The 18308-nt window shown below is 77.0% G+C and carries 1 protein-coding gene; it reads right to left on the reverse strand.

The genetic code is table 11. The features are described from left to right. Positions 1-18168, reverse strand: a complete 18168-nt coding sequence (locus tag BLW76_RS49300; protein WP_208613428.1) for a type I polyketide synthase — start codon at positions 18166-18168, stop codon at positions 1-3. Positions 18169-18308 lie beyond the last annotated feature (140 nt).

Raw genomic sequence — 18308 nt, forward strand, 5'->3', positions numbered from 1 at the left:
TCACCTTTCGTCGGGAGCGTCGGCGGGGTCGCCGAGGGCGAGCCGGACCAGGTCGGCGACGTCCATCGCGTCGATCCGGTCGTCGTCGGCGGGCGCCGCCGCCAGGTCGAGGACGGTGCGCACGAGCCCGGCTTCTTTCAGGCGCGCGTAACCGAGGGCGGAGAGGGCGGCGCGGAAGTCCCGTTCTTCGGTGTCCGCCGGTGGCCTGCCCGCGTCGGGGACGAGCAAGGTGGTGAGGTGGCCGGCGATGTCGGCCGCGGTCGGGTGGTCGAAGACGAGCGTCGCGGGCAGCCGAAGGCCGGTCAGCTCCCCGAGCCGGGTCCGCAGTTCGACGGCGGTCAGCGAGTCGAAGCCGAGCTGCAGCAGTCCGCGATCGGCACGCACGTGCGCGGGATTCGCCAGCCCGAGCACGGCGGCGATCTGTTCCCGCACCACCCCGAGCACGGCGGCCGGGCGGTCTTCCGCGGGCAGCGCGCCGAGCCGCTGGGCCCAGGTGCGGTCGGCCGCGGTGCGCTTGGCGGGCCGCACGAGTTTCCGCAGCACCGCGGGAACCGCGCCGGACGGCGAGGCAGGCAGCACGGCGGCGACGAGCCCGGTGACCGCGACCCGCCGCACGGCTTCGACGAGGTCACCCGGCGCACGTTCCGGCGGCGGTGCCTCGGGAAGTCCCCAGGTGAGGGTCCGGGTCGAGTGTCCCAGCGCCCGCCGGTGGGCGGCCAGCGCCTCGGCGAGCGGGCTGTCGGCCGGGCCGGTGATCAGGATCAGCTCGCCCGAGGACGGCAGCGGGGGAAGATCGGCCAGGGAAGCGATCCGCAGCCAGCCGGGAGAGCCGGGGTCGGCTGCGGCACGGCCGACAGCCCGCTCGCCGGACGCGGCGGCGGCAGCGGCTGCCTCGCCGGACCCGGCGCCACCTGCGGCATCAGCCGGCCCACCCGCCGCGGCACCGGAACCGGCGGCATCAGCGGCTGCCTCGCCGGACCCGGCGCCACCTGCGGCATCAGCCGGCCCACCCGCCGCGGCACCGGAACCGGCGGCACCAGCGGCACCGGCGGCTGCCTCGCCGGCCCCAGCGGCCGCCTCGCCAGACCCGGCACCACCTGCGGCATCAGCCGGCCCACCCGCCGCGGCACCGGAACCGGCGGCATCAGCGGCACCGGCGGCTGCCTCGCCGGCCCCAGCGGCACCAGCGGCCGCCTCGCCAGGCCCGGCACCACCTGCGGCATCAGCCGGCCCGCCCGCCGCGGCACCGGAACCGGCAACCACGCCCGCCGCGGCGCCGGGTGCCTCGATCTCCTCTCCGACCACCACGACCGTGCCGGTGAAGGGTTGCGGCTCCGCCGTCGACGGCTGCACCCGCTCCAGCCGCGGGACGTGCACCGCTCCCCCGCGGACCGCCAGTTCCGGCTCGCCGAGCGCCGCGGCCGCCTTGGCCAGGTTCTCCGCGTCCGGTGAGTCGTCGAGGTCGGCCAGGACGATGCGCTTCTCCGCGAGACCGCGGATCGCGCTCCACACCGTGGCCCGCGCCGGGTCGGGCAGCTCCGCGTCGGACACCGCCACCGCTGCGCGGGTGGCCACGACCACCGGGCCCGGACCCGCCGTGCGGACCCACTCGAGCGCTTCCGCGGGGTCGTCGCAGATCCGCAGTGCACCCTCCGGCGGTCCGGAAAGGACCGGCAACGGCACCCACCCGAGCCGGAAGAGCGCGACCTGGCCCGGTGGCCCGGCCGGCACCGGCCGCAGGGTCAGTGACTCGGCCGACAGCACCGGCGACCCGGCCGGATCGGTCAGCTCCACCGCCAGCGCGTCCGCACCCGTCCGGTGCAGCCGGACCCGCGCCGCGGCCGCACCGGCGGCGTGCAGCGACACCCCGGACCACGCGAACGGCATGAGGTCCGGCCCGGACACCAGCCCGCCGGGGCCGATCGGCTGCAGTGCCGCGTCCAGCAGCGCCGGGTGGACGCCGTACCGGCCGGCGTCGGCCGCCTCGCGCTCGGGCAGGCGGACCTCCGCGAGCACGTCGTCGCCGTGCCGCCAGGCCCGGACGGCACCTCGGAACGCCGGTCCGTAGTGGACACCCGCGTCGGCGAGCACGTCGTGGAGGCCGTCGAGGTCCAGTGGCTCGGCCCCGTCCGGCGGCCACGGCCCGGTTCGCGGCGCCGGCACGTCCCCGGCCGCCGTCAGGGTGCCCTCGGCGTGCTGGGTCCAGGCCGTGTCCGCGCCCTCCGGCCGGGTGAACACCCGGAACGGGTGACGGCCGGTCGCGTCCGGCTCGTCGGCGACCAGCCGCAGCTGCAGGGCGCCGCGGCCGGGCAGGACCACCGGCGCGGCCAGGACGAGGTCCTCGACGCGGTCGCAGCCGAGGTGCTCGCCCGCGCGGAACGCGAGTTCCAGCACCGCAGTGCCCGGCAGCAGCGTCGTCTCGCGCAGGGCGTGCTCGCCCAGCCACGCCGGGGCCGACGCCGTGATCCGGCCGGTGAACACGACCGCCTCCGACCCCGGCACCGCGACGACCGCGCCCAGCAGCGGGTGCCCGAGCGGGTTCACCCCGGCCGACGACACGTCCGCCGTGGCCGTGCCCGACCGCAGCCAGAACCGCTGCCGCTGGAACGGGTACGCGGGCAGTGGGATCCGCCGTCCGCCGGGCCGCAGCCCGGCCCAGTCGACCCCGACGCCGCGGACGTGCAGTTCGGCCGCCGACGTGACGAACTGGGTGAGCCCGCCTTCGCCGCGGCGAAGCGTGCCGGTCACGACCGGGGCCGGGGCGCCGGGCTCGTCGAGGAGTTCCCGGATCGCCGCCGGCAGCACCGGGTGCGGGCCGATCTCGACGAACGTCGTGTGCTTCTGCTCGGCCAGCGCCCGGACCGCCCGGTCGAACCGCACGGGCTGCCGCAGGTTGCGGTACCAGTACCCGGCGTCCAGCTCGTTCCCGTCGAGCACGCCCCCGGTGACCGTCGAGTAGAACGCCACCTCGCCGGTTCGGGGACGGACCGGGGCGAACGCGGCGAGCAGCTCGGCACGGAGCGGTTCCACCGCCGGGGAGTGCGACGCGAACGCGGCCGGGATCAGCCGGGCCCGCACGCCCTCCGCCTCGCAGCGGGCGACCAGCTCGTGCAGCGCGCCGAGGTCACCGGCGACGGCGACCGAGTTCGGCCCGTTCACCGCCGCGATCGAAAGCCGGTCACCCCAGCCGGCGACGAGCTCGGCCGCGGCTTCTTCGCCGAGCGCGACCGGCGCCATGCTGCCGCGCCCGATGAGCACCCGGGAAATGGCGCTGCGCATGGCGATCACGCGGGCGGCGTCCGCAAGGGACAGTGCGCCGGCGACGCAGGCCGCGGCGATCTCGCCCTGGCTGTGGCCGACCACCGCGTCCGGCCGCACGCCGGCGGCCGCCCACAGCTCGGCCAGGGAAACCATGACGGCGAACAGCGCGGGCTGGACGACCTCGACGTCGTCGAGCGAGGGCGCGCCCGGTGCGCCGCGCAGGACGTCGAGCACGGACCAGCCGGTGAACTCCGCCAGCGCCGCGTCGCATTCCCGCATCCGCCGCGCGAAGACGGGCGAGCTGTCGAGCAGCTCGACGCCCATGCCTGCCCACTGGCCGCCCTGCCCGGGGAACACGAAGACGGTCCGGCCCGGGGTCCCGGCGGTCCCGCGCACCACGGCGGGATCGCGGCGGCCCTCGGCCAGCGCCGGCAAGGCTTCCGCGGCCACGACGACGGCCCGGTGCTCGAACCGCGGCAACGCGGCCAGGCTGTGCGCCACGTCCGCGAGGTCTTCGGCTGCCAGGACGGTGGCGATCTGCCCCGCACGGGCCCGCAACGCCTCGTCGGACCGGGCCGAAAGCACCAGCGGCATCGGCTCCGCCGCGGGGCCGGCGGGCTCCGCGGGCGGCGCCTCGGCCGCCTGCTCCAGGATCAGGTGCGCGTTCGTCCCGCTGATGCCGAACGAGGAGACGGCCGCCCGCGGCGCCCGGCTCGTCTCCGGCCAGGCGCGGTGCTCGGTCAGCAGGCGGACCGTGCCGGGCGACCAGTCGACGTGCGGGGTCGGCTCATCGAGGTTGATCGTGCGCGGCAGTTCGCCGTGCCGCAGCGCCAGCACCATCTTGATCACGGCGGCGACCCCCGCCGCCGACTGGGCGTGGCCGATGTTGGACTTGAGCGAACCGAGCCACAGCGGGTGGTCCGCCGTCCGGTCACGGCCGTACGTCGCCAGCAGCGCCTGTGCCTCGATCGGGTCGCCGAGCCGGGTGCCGGTGCCGTGGGCCTCGACCGCGTCGACGTCCGACGGGGACAGCCCGGCGTCGGCCAGCGCGGCGCGGATCACCCGCTGCTGCGACGGCCCGTTGGGCGCCGTCAGGCCGTTGCTCGCCCCGTCGGAGTTGACCGCCGAGCCGCGGATCACCGCCAGTACCTCGTGCCCGCGGCGCCGTGCGTCGGACAGCCGTTCCAGCAGCAGCATCCCGACGCCTTCGCCCCACGCCGTGCCGTCGGCGGCCGCCGCGAACGGCTTGCACCGCCCGTCCGGCGCCAGTCCGCGCTGGCGGCTCAGCTCGACGAACAGGTCCGTGTTCGCCATGATCGCCGCTCCGCCGGACAGCGCCATCGAGCACTCTCCGCGGCGGATCACCTGCACCGCCAGGTGCAGCGCCACCAGCGACGACGAACACGCCGTGTCCACGGTGAGGGCCGGGCCCTCCAGGCCGAAGGTGTAGGCGATCCGGCCGGACAGGACGCTGGTCGTGCTGCCGGTCAGCCGGTAGCCCTCCAGCTCGCCGGGGAACTCGCGCGAGTCGGTGCCGTAGCCGAGCGACGCGCCGCCGACGAAGACGCCGAGCCGTTGTCCCCGCACGGAACCCGGGTCGACGCCCGCCGCTTCGAAGACCTCCCACGCGGTCTCCAGGAGCAACCGCTGCTGCGGGTCCATGGCCAGCGCCTCGCGCGGGCTGATCCCGAAGAACTCCGGGTCGAACTCGTCCGCGTCGTGCAGGAAGCCGCCCGCCCGCGCGTAGGTGGTGCCGGGGCGCTCGGGGTCCGGGTGGTAGAGCGCGTCGAGGTCCCAGCCGCGGTTGGCCGGCGGCCCGGTGACCGCGTCGGCGCCGTCGCGCACCAGCCGCCACAGGTCTTCGGGCGACCGGACGCCGCCGGGCAGCCGGCAGCTCATCGCGACGATCGCGACCGGGTCGTCACCGGCCTCGGTGACCACGGTGGCCACGGGCGCGGCCGCCGCACCGGACAGCTCGGCCCGCAGGTAGGCCGCGAGGGCTTCCGGGGTCGGCTGGTCGAACACGACGGTCGCGGGCAGTCGCAGCCCGGTTGCCGCCGCAAGCACGTTGCGGAGTTCGACCGAGCTCAGCGAGTCGAACCCGAGGTCCTTGAACGCCCGGTCCGGCGCCACCTCCGCGGCCCCGGCGTGCCCGAGCACCGCGGCGACCCGGTCGCGGACCAGGTCGAGCACGTCTTCGGGCCGGGCGCGCCCGGGCTCCGGCCGCCGCGCGGTGGCCCCGGCGAGACCGCGCAGCGACGGCGGGACGTTCTCGCCGCCGCGGCGCAGGGCCGCGATGTCCAGTTCCGCCGCCACGACGAGCGGCCGGCCGAGCCGGCGGGCCGCGTCGAACAGGGCGAGCCCGCGCTCGTCGGCCAGCGCCGCCAGGCCGGCCCTGGCCAGCCGGGCGTGGTCGGCCGCGCCGAGCTGCCCGGTCATGCCGCCTTCGTGCGCCCACGCGCCCCAGGCGATCGACACGGCAGGCAGCCCGGCCGCGCGCCGGCGGGCCGCGAGGGCGTCGAGGGCCGCGTTGGCCGCGGTGTAGTTGCACTGGCCGGCGCCGCCGAAGAACGCCGACGCCGACGAGAACAGCACGAACTCGGCGAGGTCGCCGCCGCGGGTCAGCTCGTCGAGGTGCTGCGCGGCGGCGACCTTGGGCCGCAGCACGCGCTCCAGCCGCTCGGGCGTCATCGCCGCCACCAGGCCGTCGTCGAGCGCGCCCGCGGCGTGGACGACCGCCGTCAGCGGGTGCTCGGCGGGGATCCCGGCCAGCAGGGCGGCGAGCCGGCCGCGGTCGGCGACGTCGCACGCGGCGACGGTCACCGACGCGCCGAGCCCGGCCAGCTCCGCGGTCAGTTCGCGCACGCCGGGGGCGGCCGGGCCACGCCGTCCGGCCAGCAGCAGGTGCCGCGCACCCTGCCCGGCGAGGTGCCGGGCGACCAGGCTGCCGAGTGCGCCGGTGCCGCCGGTGACCAGCACCGTGCCCTCCGGCGACGGCCCGGCCGGCACGGTCAGCACGACCTTGCCGACGTGCTTGGCCTGGCTGACGAACCGGAACGCCTCGACCGCCCGCCGGATGTCCCATGTGGACAGTGGCAGCGGCCGGAGCGCACCGGCGGCGAACAGGTCGACCACGGCGCGGAGCATCTCCTGGATCCGCTCGGCGCCGGGCTCGGTGAGGTCGAACGTCCGGTAGGTCACCCCGGCCGGGATCTCCGCGGCCGGGCGGACGTCCGTCTTGCCGAGCTCGACGAACCTGCCGCCGTCGCCCAGCAGGCCCAGCGACGCGTCGACGAACTCGCCGGCGAGCGAGTTCAGCACGACGTCGAACCCGGTGCCCGCGAACGCCGTCGCGAAGTCCAGGGTCCGCGACGAGGCGATGTGCGTGTCCGGCAGGCCGAGTCCGCGCAGGACGTCGTGCTTGGCCGGGCTCGCCGTGGCGTAGACGTCGGCGCCGAGGTGCCGCGCCAGCTGGATCGCCGCCATCCCGACCCCGCCGGCCCCGGCGTGCACGAGCACCTTCTCCCCGGCCCGCAGCCCGGCCAGGTCGCGCAGCCCGTACCAGGCCGTGAGGAACACGACGGGCACGGCCGCCGCCTCGGCGAACGTCCAGTCCGGCGGCACGCGCACCAGGTTTCGGCGGTCGGTGACGGCGAGCGGGCCGAAGGCGTGGTCGAGCAGGCCCAGCACCCGGTCGCCCGGCGCGAACCCCGTGACCCCCGGACCGGTCTCGGTGACGACGCCCGCGCCTTCGATGCCCAGCGGCGGGGCCTCACCCGGGTAGAGCCCGAGCGTGTTGAGCACGTCGCGGAAGTTGAGTCCCGCGGCCCGCACGGCGACCCGGACCTGGCCGGGGCCGGGCGGCTCGGCCGGGTGCGCGATCGGGGCGAGCCCGTCGAGTCGTCCCTTGTGGACGACGGCGAGCCGCCACGGTTCGTCCGGCAGGGTCAGGTCGTCGCCGGTGCTCGCCCGCTTCAGGCGCGGCACCAGCACTTCCCCGGCCCGGACGGCCACTTCGGGTTCGCCGGTGGCGATCGCGGCGGCGAGCCCGGCGGTGTCTTCGGGGCCGGCGTCGAGCAGCACGAACCGGCCGGGGTGCTCGGTCTGCGCCGACCGCACGAGCCCCCAGACGGCGGCCTGGTCCGGGTCGGTGACCGCGTTCCGGGTGCGCAGGACCAGCCGCGCGGCGGCGAACCGGTCGTCGGCCACCCAAGCCTGGCACAACGCGAGGGCGCGGGCCGGGTCCCCGGCCGGGACGACCACGGCCGCCGGCACCGGCTCGCCGGTCAGTTCCGCGAGGTCGCCGACCGGCACGACGTCCGGCCCGGTGACTTCCGGGGCAGTGACTTCCGGGGCGGTGACTTCCGGGGCGGGGACGCGGACCCAGTCCGGTTCGAGGAGGCCGTCGCGCGGCGCCGGAGCGGCCGGACGCAGGACGAGCGAATCCACCGTGGCCACCGGACGGCCCTCGGGGTCCGTGACGTGCAGCGACACGGCGTCCCCGGCAGCCGGGGTGAGGCGGACGCGGATGGCCGTTGGTCCCGGTGCGGTGACGGAAACCCCGCGCCAGGCGAACGGTACCGGGGTGCCGCCGTCGAGCCTGCCGGTGAACCCGAGCGCGTGCAACGCGCAGTCGAGCAACGCCGGGTGCAGCGTGCAGTTCCGGGCGTCGTCGCGGAGTTCCTCGGGCAGGACCGCCTCGGCGTAGACGTCTTCGCCGTGGCGCCAGGCGGCGGTGAGGCCGCGGAAGGCCGGTCCGTAGCCGTATCCCGCGTCGGCCAGCTGCTCGTAGAGCCGCTCGACGGCAATGGGTTCCGCGTCGGCGGGAAGCGGACGGCCGGAATCCGCCGGCGCACCGGGACCGGCGAGCCCGGTGGCGTGCCGGGTCCACTCGCCGTTCCGTCCGGAGTGGACGGTCAGCGGCCGGTGGCCGCCGTCGTCGGCCGCCCCGGCCCGGACCTGGATCTGGACCGATCCGTGGTCCGGCAGGACGAGCGGGGTCTCCAGGGTGAGTTCCCCGACGGTCGCGCAGCCCGCCGCGGCGGCGGCCTGCAGCGCCAGTTCGAGGAGGGCGGTGCCGGGCACCAGCGTCGTCCCGCCGATCGTGTGGTCACCGAGCCAGCCGGGAGCGGTCGCGGAGAGCGTGCCGGTGACCAGCGCGCCATCGCCGTCCGCCAGCCGGACGGCCGTTCCGGCCAGCGGGTGCCCGGACCGGTCCGGCGCCTGGCCGGGGGCCAGCCAGAAGCTGCGGTGCCGGAACGGGTAGGCGGGCAGGTCGGCGAGCCGGCCACCGGGGCACAGGCTCGCCAGGGCGACGTCGTGGCCCAGCACGTGCAGGCGGCCGGCGGCCTCGACGGCCGTGCGCGCGCCGGGGCGGTCGGCGCGCTGCGCCGGGACGAAGTCGATGGCGGGGTCGATCGCCGGGCCGAGCGCGGACAGCACCCCGTCGGGCCCGATCTCCAGGCACGTGGTGACGCCGTCGGCGCCGAGCCCCGCGACCGCGTCGGCGAACCGCACGGTGCCGAGCACGTGGCCGGCCCAGTACTCCGCCGTCGCCGGATCGCCGGCCGCGGCCGGCCACAGCGGGATGGCGGGCTCGGCGAATTCCAGCCCGGCCAGTACTTCGCGGAACCGCTCGACCATCGGGGCCATCAGCGGCGAATGGAACGCGTGCCCGCCGGGCAGGCGTTTCGTCCGGCGGCCCCGGGCGGCGAACTCCGCGGCGACGGCCTCGACGGCGGCCGCGTCCCCCGAGAGCACGACGGCGGCCGGGCCGTTGACCGCCGCGATCGCGGCCTCGCCGGTCAGCGCGGCACGGACTTCGGCTTCGCCCGCCTCGACCGCGATCATCGCGCCGGCGGCGGGCAGGTCCTGCATCAGCCGGCCGCGCGCCGCGACCAGCGTTCCCGCGTCCGCGAGTGACAGCACGCCGGCCACGTGCGCCGCCGCGATCTCCCCGACGGAGTGTCCGATGAGGACGTCCGGGCGCAGCCCCCACGACTCGGCGAGCCGGTACAGCGCGACCTGCAGCGCGAACAGCGCCGGCTGCGCGAACTCCGTGCGGGCGAGCTCGTCGCCGTCGGCCACGACCGCCGGGTCGAGACCCGCCGCCGCGCAGGCGGCGTCGAAAGCCTCGGCGTACACCGGGAACTGCGCACGCAGGCCGCCGCCCATCCCGGCGTACTGGCTGCCCTGGCCGGTGAACAGGAACGCCAGCTTCCCGCCGGTCCCCCGCTCGGGCCGGACGCCGGCGAGCGCGGCCAGCAGTTCTTCGCGTCCTTCGCCGACGACGACGGCCCGGTGGGCGTGCGCGGACCGCGCGGCCAGCGTCCGGGCCACGTCCCGGGCGGTCAGCTCCGGCCGCCCGGCGACGAACGACCGCACCCGGTCCGCCAGGTCGTGGACGGCCTCCGGGGTCGCCCCGGTCAGCACCCACGGCACCACACCTGCCGGGCCGCCGTCGGCCGGCTCCGGGTCGGCCGGTGCCTGCTCGAGGACCACGTGCGCGTTGGTGCCGGAGATGCCGAAGGACGAGACCCCGGCCCGGCGCGGCCGCCCGGTGGCCGGCCACGGCGCCGGCTCGGTCAGCAGGGCCAGCGCCCCGCGCGTCCAGTCCACGTGGGACGAGGGCCGGTCGGCGTGCAGCGTGCGCGGAAGCTCCCCGTTGCGCAGCGCGAGGACCGTCTTGATCACGCCGGCGAGACCGGACACGGCCTGGGTGTGGCCGAGGTTCGACTTGACCGACCCCACCAGGACCGGCCGGTCGGCCGGGCGGTCACGGCCGTAGGTCTCCTGCAGCGCCAGCGCTTCCACCGGGTCGCCCAGCCGGGTGCCGGTGCCGTGCGCTTCGACGGCGTCGACGTCCGCAGCGGACAGTCCGGCGTCCGCGAGGGCGGCGCGGATGACGCGCTGCTGGGCCAGGCCGTTCGGGGCGGTGAGCCCGTTGCTGGCGCCGTCGGAGTTGACCGCCGAACCCCGCAGCACGGCCAGCACGCGGTGGCCGTTCCGCCGCGCGTCCGAGAGGCGCTCCACGACCAGTGCCGCGACCCCTTCGGCGGCGCCGAACCCGTCGGCGTCGTCCGAGAACGCCTTGCACCGGCCGTCCGGGGACAGGGCCCGCTGCCTGCTGAGGCTGCGCAGCGCCGCCGGGGTGGTCATCACCGTCGCGCCGCCCACGATCGCCAGCGAGCACTCCCCCGCGCGCAGCGAGCGCGCCGCCAGGTGCAGCGCGACCAGCGACGACGAACACGCGGTGTCCACGGTCATCGCCGGGCCTTCCAGCCCGAAGGTGTAGGCGATCCGGCCCGCCGCCACGCTCGGCGCGCCCGCCGTGACCTGGTAGGCCTCGAGGGCGCCGGGGATCCGGTCCGGCGTCCAGTAGTCGGGCACCTGGATGCCCGCGAACACGGCGGTGCCGCTGCCGGACAGCGAGCCCGGCGCGATGCCCGCGTGCTCCAGCGCCGTCCAGGTGGCCTCGAGCAGCAGCCGCTGCTGCGGGTCCATCACCAGCGCTTCGCGGGGCGCGATGCCGAACAGGTCGGCGTCGAACCGGTCGATCCCGCTCAGGTAGCCGCCGCCGCGGACGTAACTGGTGCCCGGCCGGTCCGGGTCCGGGTCGTACAGCGCGCCGAGGTCCCAGCCCCGGTCGGCAGGGAGCCCGCCGACGGCGTCGCCGCCCTCGGCCAGCAACCGCCACAGGTCCTCGGGGTCTTCGATGCCGCCGGGCAGCCGGCAGCTCATGCCCACGATGGCCAGCGGCTCGTCCGCGGGGGCGGCAGGCGCGGCGGCTTCGGCCACGTGCGTGCCGAGGGCGGTGTCACGCAGGTGCGTGGCCAGCGCGGTCGCGGTCGGGTGGTCGAAGACGATCGTGACCGGCAGCGCGAGCTCCGTCGCGGCCGCCAGCCGGTCGCGCAGCTCGACCGCCGTGAGCGAGTCCAGCCCGAGCGCGGAGAACGGCCGGTCCGCGGCCACCGCCGCCGGCCCGTCGTGCCCGAGAACGGCCGCGAGCTGGGTGCGGACCAGCGTCCGCAGCAGGTCGTGCTGCCCGGCCTCCGGCAACTCGCGAAGGCGCTGCCCGAGCGCGGAAGCCGACTGCCGCGGCTCGGCCGGGCGGCGGGTTTCGGCGAGCTCGCCGAGCAGCGGGCTCGGCCGCGCCATCGTGTAGAGCGCGGCGAAGCGGGGCCAGTCGACGTCGGCCACGACCGTGGCGGTTTCGCCACCGCCGACGGCCGTCGCGAGCGCGTCGAGCGCGACACCCGGATCGATCGGGGTGAACCCGCGGGCACGCAGGGCCGTCTCGAACTCACGCGTGACCATGCCGCCGCCGGACCAGGGGCCCCACGCCACCGCCGTCGCGACCCGGCCGAGCGCCCGGCGCCGGTGGGCGAGCGCGTCGAGACAGGCGTTCGCGGCCGAGTACGCGCCCTGCTCGGCGCCGCCCCAGACGCCGGCGGCCGAGGAGAACAGCACGAACGCGTCCAGCGGCCGGTCGCCGAGCACGCGGTCGAGGACCTCGGCTCCCCGCACCTTCGCGCCGAGCACCTCCGCCAGGTGCGCCGGGCCGATGTCGGCCAGCCGCCCGAACCGGTTCGTCCCGGCGGCGTGCACCACGGCCGTCAGCTCGCCGGGGACCGACGCGACCAGGGCGGCCACCGCGCTCTCGTCGGTGACGTCGCAGGCGGCGACGGTGACCCGGTCCGCACCCAGTTCTTCGGTGATCGCGGCGGCTTCCGGCGCCGCCGGGCCGCTCCGGCCGGCGAGCACGACGTGCGCGGCTCCGTTTGCGGCGAGCCAGCGCGCGACCCGGCGGCCGAGCGCGCCGGTCCCGCCGGTGACCAGGACGGTCCCCCGCGGCCGCCAGGCCGGCCGGGCCGAGGGGGCCGGGCGCACCAGGCGCCGGGCGAAGACGCCGGACGGCCGGACGGCCACCTGGTCCTCGGTCCCGGTCAGCAGCCCGGCCAGCCGCCGCGCGGCTTCCGCGGCCGGCTGCTCGGGCAGGTCGGCGAGCCCGCCCCAGCGGCGGGGCTGCTCCAGCGCGGCCACCTGGCCGAGACCCCAGACGGCGGCCTGCCGGGGCGCGCGGACCGGGTCGCCGTCGCCGGTGCCGACCGCTCCGCACGTGACACTCCACATCGGACAGCCGAACCGCCGCAGCAGCGAAAGCGTCCCGGTGAGCGCGTCTTCTTCGTCGAGGGCGTGCAGGGAAACGACACCGGCGGGTTCCCCGGTGAAGTCCTCGTCGCGGACGTCCGCGCCCGCCTCCGCCAGTGCCGCGGCGATCAGCGGGCGCCACGGCGACCGGCGGCCGCCGGCGACGAGCCAGGTCCCGGACAGCCGGGCGGTGCCTTCGGCCGTCGCCGGCCACCACGCGATCCCGTAGCGCAGGCCGGCGGCGGGATCGGTGCCGGTGCGCGCCTCGGCAGGCGGGCGCCACCAGAACCGCCGTCGCCGGAACGGGTACGTCGGCAGGCCGGTGCGCCGGGCGCCGGTCCCGGCGAAGACGGCGTCCCAGCGCACGGCGGCGCCGCAGGCGTGGGCCTCGGCCAGGGACCGGAGGAAGCGGTCCCGGCCGCCGTCGCCGCGCCGCAGCGTCCCGACGGCCGCCGCGGCCACGCCCGCGTCGTCGAACGTCTCCCGCATCCCGAGCGCGAGCACGGGGTGCGGGCCGACCTCGGCGAACACGCGGTGCCCGGCGGCCAGCAGCCGCCGCACCCCGCCTTCGAAGCGCACCGGCTCCCGCAGGTTGCGGTACCAGTAGGCGGCGTCGAGGACGGCGTGCGGTTCCCCGGTGACGGTCGAGAAGAACGGGATGTCCGGCGGCCGCGGCGTGATCGGCGCGAGCGCGGCCAGTAGCCGGTCGCGGAGACGTTCGACGTGCCGGGAGTGGGACGCGTAGTCGATCGGGATCTCCCGGGCCCGCACGTCGCGCAGCGCGCACGCGGCGACGAGTTCCCGCAACGCGTCCGGGTCGCCGGACACCGCGACCGAGCGCGGCCCGTTGACGGCGGCGACCGAGACGCGGTCACCCCAGCCGGTCAGCAGCTCGGTGACCTCGGCCTCGGGCAGCGGAACCGAAACCATCCCGGAGAGCCCGGCCAGCTCGCTCAGCAGCCGGGCGCGCAGGGCGACGACCCGGGCGGCGTCCGCGAGCGACAGCGCACCGGCGACGCAGGCGGCGGCGATCTCGCCCTGCGAGTGGCCGATCACCGCGTCGGGCTCGACGCCGTGGGCGCGCCAGAGCGCGGCCAGCGACACCATCACCGCGAACAGCACCGGCTGGACCACGTCGTCACGGTCCAGCGCGGGTGCCGCGGGCCGCTCGCGCAGGACGTCGGCGGGAGACCAGTCGAGGTGCTCCGCCAGCGCCCGCTCGCACTCGGCGAACCGGGCCGCGAACACCGGCGAGGTGCCGAGGAGCCCGGCCGCCATCCCGGCCCACTGCGAGCCCTGGCCGGGGAAGACGAAGACGGTCCCGCCGGTCGTGGCGCGCACGATGTCGGTGCCGTCGCTCGCGATGGCGTCGAGGGCATCGAGGAGGCCGGACCGTCCGGTGGCGACGAACGCGGCCCGCAGGTCGAAGCGGGTGCGGGTGGTGGCCAGGGAGTAGGCGATGTCCGCCGGGGCCTCGTCCGGGTGGTCGGTGAGGTGGTCCCGCAGCCGCCGGGCCTGGGCCCGGAGGGCGGTGGTGTCACGGGCGGAAAGGACGTAGGGCAAGGGGGATTCGGGCGCCGGACCGGCCGGGGTTTCCGGTTCGGCCGGGGCCTGTTCCAGGACCACGTGGGCGTTCGTGCCGCTGATCCCGAACGACGACACCGCCGCCCGGCGGGGGCGGCCGGCCTCCGGCCACTCCCTCGCCGAGGTGAGCAGCCGGACCCGGCCGGCCGACCAGTCGACGTGCGGGGACGGCTCCTGCGCGTGCAGGGTCGCCGGCAGGACCCCGTGGTGCATCGCCTGCACCATCTTCACCACGCCGCCGATGCCGGCGGCGGCCTGCGCGTGGCCGATGTTGGACTTCAGCGAACCCAGCCACAGCGGCGTTTCCCGGTCGCGGCCGTACGTCGCGAGCAGGGCACCGGCCTCGATCGGGTCGCCGAGCGCGGTCCCCGTGCCGTGGGCCTCGACCACGTCGACGTCCGATGTGGACAGTCTAGCGCCGGCCAGCGCGGCGCGGATCACGCGCTCCTGGGCGGGGCCGCTCGGTGCGGTCAGTCCGTTGCTGGCGCCGTCGGAGTTGATCGCCGACCCGGCGACCAGCGCCAGCACGGGGTGGCCGTGGCGACGCGCGTCCGAAAGCCGCTCCAGCAGGACGAGCCCGGCGCCTTCGGCCCAGGCCGTGCCGTCGGCGCCTGCGCCGAACGCCTTGCAGCGGCCGTCCGCGGCCAGCCCGCCCTGCCTGCCGAACTCGAGGAAGATCCCCGGCGTCGCCAGCACCGTGACCCCGCCGGCCAGGGCGAGCGTGCACTCGCCGGCCCGCAGGGCCCGCGCGGCCAGGTGCAGCGCGACCAGCGACGACGAGCACGCCGTGTCGACGGTCACCGCCGGGCCCTCGAACCCGAGCGTGTAGGCGACCCGGCCGGACAGCAGGCTCGCCGAACTGCCGGTGAGCACGTGTCCCTCCGCGCCGTGGCCGGCTTCGTGCAGCCGGGGGCCGTAGTCGCTCGCCGTGGCGCCGACGAACACGCCCGCCGGGGTGCCGCGCAGCGCCGCCGGGTCGAGGCCGGCCCGCTCCAGCGCATCCCACGCCGTCTCGAGCAGCAACCGCTGCTGCGGGTCCATGGCGAGCGCCTCGCGCGGGCTGATGCCGAAGAACTCCGGGTCGAACAGGGCGGCATCGGGCAGGAAGCCACCGCGGCGCGGGATCTCCGCGCCCGCCGCGCCGAGGTCCCAGCCGCGGTCGCCGGGAAACCCGGTGATCGCGTCGACGCCGTCCGCGACCAGCCGCCACAGGTCTTCGGGCGAGCCGGCCCCACCGGGGAACCGGCAGCCCATGCCGACGATCGCGATCGGCTCGCCGGGTTCGGCGACGGCCACCGGGGCGGCGGGGGCGCGCCGCTCGCCACGCAGGTGCTCGGCGAGCGCCAGCGGGGTGGGGTGGTTGAACGTCAGCGTCGGCGGGAGCTCGACGCCGGTCGCCGCGGTGAGCCGGTCCCGCAGCTCGACCGCGGCCAGCGAGTCGAAGCCGAGGTCGCGGAAGGTCCGGCGCGGATCGACGTCGCCGGCGCCGGGGTACCCGAGCACGACCGCGGTGGCGGACCGGACGACGTCGAGCGGGTCCCCGCCGTCGGCAGGCACTTCCGGTCGTTCGTCCATAGTGGACGGGGTGGTGCCGACCCAGTACGGCTTGCGCTGGAAGGCGTAGCCGGGCAGTCCGATCGCCCTGGCCGGCGCCGGGTCGCCGAACACCGCGGGCCAGTCGACCGGCGCGCCGTCGGCGAAGGCCTGGGCCACCCCGGAAACCAGGGTGCGCGGCTCGGGCCGGCCGGCCCGCAGCACCGCCGTGACCGACACCGCCGCGTCCGGCAGGGCGCCGCGCACCAGCGCGGCCAGCACCCGGTCCGGGCTCACCTCGACGAACCGGGTGGCGCCGAGCTCGTGCAGCGTCCGGAGGGCGTCGCCGAACCGGACGGGCTCGCGGACCTGGCGCACCCAGTAGCCGGGCTCGCGCAGTTCGCCGTCCGCCGCGAGCCGGCCGGTGAGGTTGGTGACGACCGGGATCGCGGGCTCGCCGTAGGCCAGCCGCCCTGCCGTGCGGGCGAACTCGCCGAGGATCGGGTCGAGCAGCGCGGAGTGCCCGGCCACGCCGATCGGGAGCCGTCTCACGCGGCGGCCGCGCTCGCGCCACCGGGCGGCCACCGCGAGAACGGCTTCCTCCGCCCCGGAAACGACCGTGGCCCGCGGGCCGTTGACGGCGGAGACGCAGGCGCCCGCTTCGACGCCCTCGCCGAGTACCTCGTCTTCCCCCGCCTCGATGGCGGCCATCGCCCCGCCGTCGGCGACCGTCTGCATGAGCCGGGCGCGTTCCGCCACGAGGGTGGCCGCGTCCGGCAGGGACAGCACCCCGGCCACGTGCGCGGCGACGAGCTCACCCGCCGAGTGCCCGGCGAGCAGGTCCGGGCGCAGGCCCCAGTGCGCGAGCAGCCGGACCAGCGCGACCTCGACGGCGAACACGGCGGGCTGGGTGAACCGTGTCTCGTCCAGGAGCGCGCCCCCGGCGAAGACGACGTCCTTCAGCGAAGTGCCGAGCAGCGGGTCGAACGCGGCGCAGACCTCGTCGAACGCGGCGGCGTAGACCGGGAACGCCGAGTACAGCTCGCGTCCCATGCCGGGGCGCTGGCTGCCCTGGCCGGCGAAGAGGAACGCGGTGGTTCCGCCGGTTGCCGTGCCGCGCAGGACGTTCCCCGCGTCGGTGCCCGCCGCGAGCGCGGCCAGCCCGGCCCGGAGTTCGCCGTCGCCGGTGCCGACGACGACGGCCCGTTCGGGAAACGCGGTCCGGCCCGCGGCGAGCGCACCGGCGATCTCGGCCGGCGTGCGGCCGGGCTCGGCCGCCACGAATTCCGCGAGCCGCCCCGCCTGCCCGCGGACGGCGTCGCGGGTCCGGGCGGACACGGTCCAGGCCAGTACCGGCGGCGCGGCCACCGGCGAGCCGCCGTCCGGCGCGGGGCGCGACAGCACCAGGTGGCAGTTCGTCCCGCCCATGCCGAACGAGCTCACCCCGGCGAACCGGCCGGTGTCCGGCCACGGCGTGTGCCGGCCGTTGACCGCGAGGTTCAACTCGGCCAAGGGGATTTCCGGTGGCGGAGCCACGTGGTTGAGGCTGGCGGGCACTTCGCCGTGGTGCAGCGCGAGCACCGTCTTGACCAGCCCGGCGACGCCCGCGGCCGCGTCGAGGTGGCCGATGTTCGTCTTGACGGAACCGACGAGCAGCGGCCGGTCGCCGGTCCGCGCGGCACCGAGGACCGACCCCAGTGCGGCGGCCTCGACCGGATCGCCCCGCCGCGTCCCGGTGCCGTGCAGTTCGACGTAGCCGACGTCCTCGGGCCGGACACCGGCGCGGGTGTAGGCGGCGCGCAGGACGGCCCGTTGCGCGGCTTCGTCCGGCACGGTCAGGGCCTCGCTCGCGCCCCCGTGGTTCATCGCGCCGCCGTGGACGAGCGCGTAGACCCGGTCGCCGTCCGCTTCCGCGTCGGCGAGCCGCTTGAGGACGACGACGGCGCCGCCCTCGCCCCGCACCGTTCCGTTCGCGCGGGCGTCGAAGGCGTAGCAGCGGCCGTCCGGGGAGAGGCCGCCGAACTCCGCGAAGGCGACCGCGCCGTCCGGCACCAGGTTGAGGTGCACGCCACCGGCGAGAGCCACGGCGGTCTCGCCGCGCCGGAGGCTTTCGCACGCGAGGTGCACCGCGACCAGCGACGACGACTGGGCGGTGTCGACGGTCAGGCTGGGCCCGTGCAGGCCGAGGAAGTGCGAGACGCGGTTCGCGGCGAGCCCGCGGTGGAGCCCGGCGAACGTGTGCGAGGTGATGGCGGAACGCCCGGCCTGGTGGGTGAGCAGGGCGTAGTCGTCCCCGCCGGTCGCGAGGAAGACCCCGGTGTCGCTGCCGGAAAGCCGCGCCGGCACCACTCCGGCGTCTTCGAGGGCCTCCCACCCGAGTTCGAGCGCGAGCCGCTGCTGCGGATCCAGCGCGGCGGCCGCCCTCGGCGAAATGCCGAAGAAGCCGGGATCGAAGCCCCGCACGTCATCGAGGAAGCCCCCACGGCCGGCCGGATCGGCACCGGCTTCCCAGCGGCCGGCGGGGACGTCGGTGATCGCCTCGGTGCCATCCCGCAGCAGCCGCCAGAACGCACCGGGATCGGCGGCTCCCGGAACCCGGCAGGAGAGCCCGACCACCGCGATCGGCCCCTTCGAGATCATGCCGCCTCCTCGTCGCCCTCCCGACCGACCCTTGCAGCCACGCCGGACCCGTGACGTCTCCGGCATTGCTGGAGGCATGGCAGAACGAGCGGCGACGCGGTCGCCGCGGCCGCGGCCCGGGTTTTCACGCAGCCGGCCGC

The sequence above is a fragment of the Amycolatopsis tolypomycina genome, assembly GCF_900105945.1.
Classification (GTDB): domain Bacteria; phylum Actinomycetota; class Actinomycetes; order Mycobacteriales; family Pseudonocardiaceae; genus Amycolatopsis; species Amycolatopsis tolypomycina.

Bases quoted from the DNA above. Each gene is read 5' to 3' on its own strand.
- BLW76_RS49300 (WP_208613428.1), bottom strand. From the start codon at position 18,168: ATGATCTCGAAGGGGCCGATCGCGGTGGTCGGGCTCTCCTGCCGGGTT.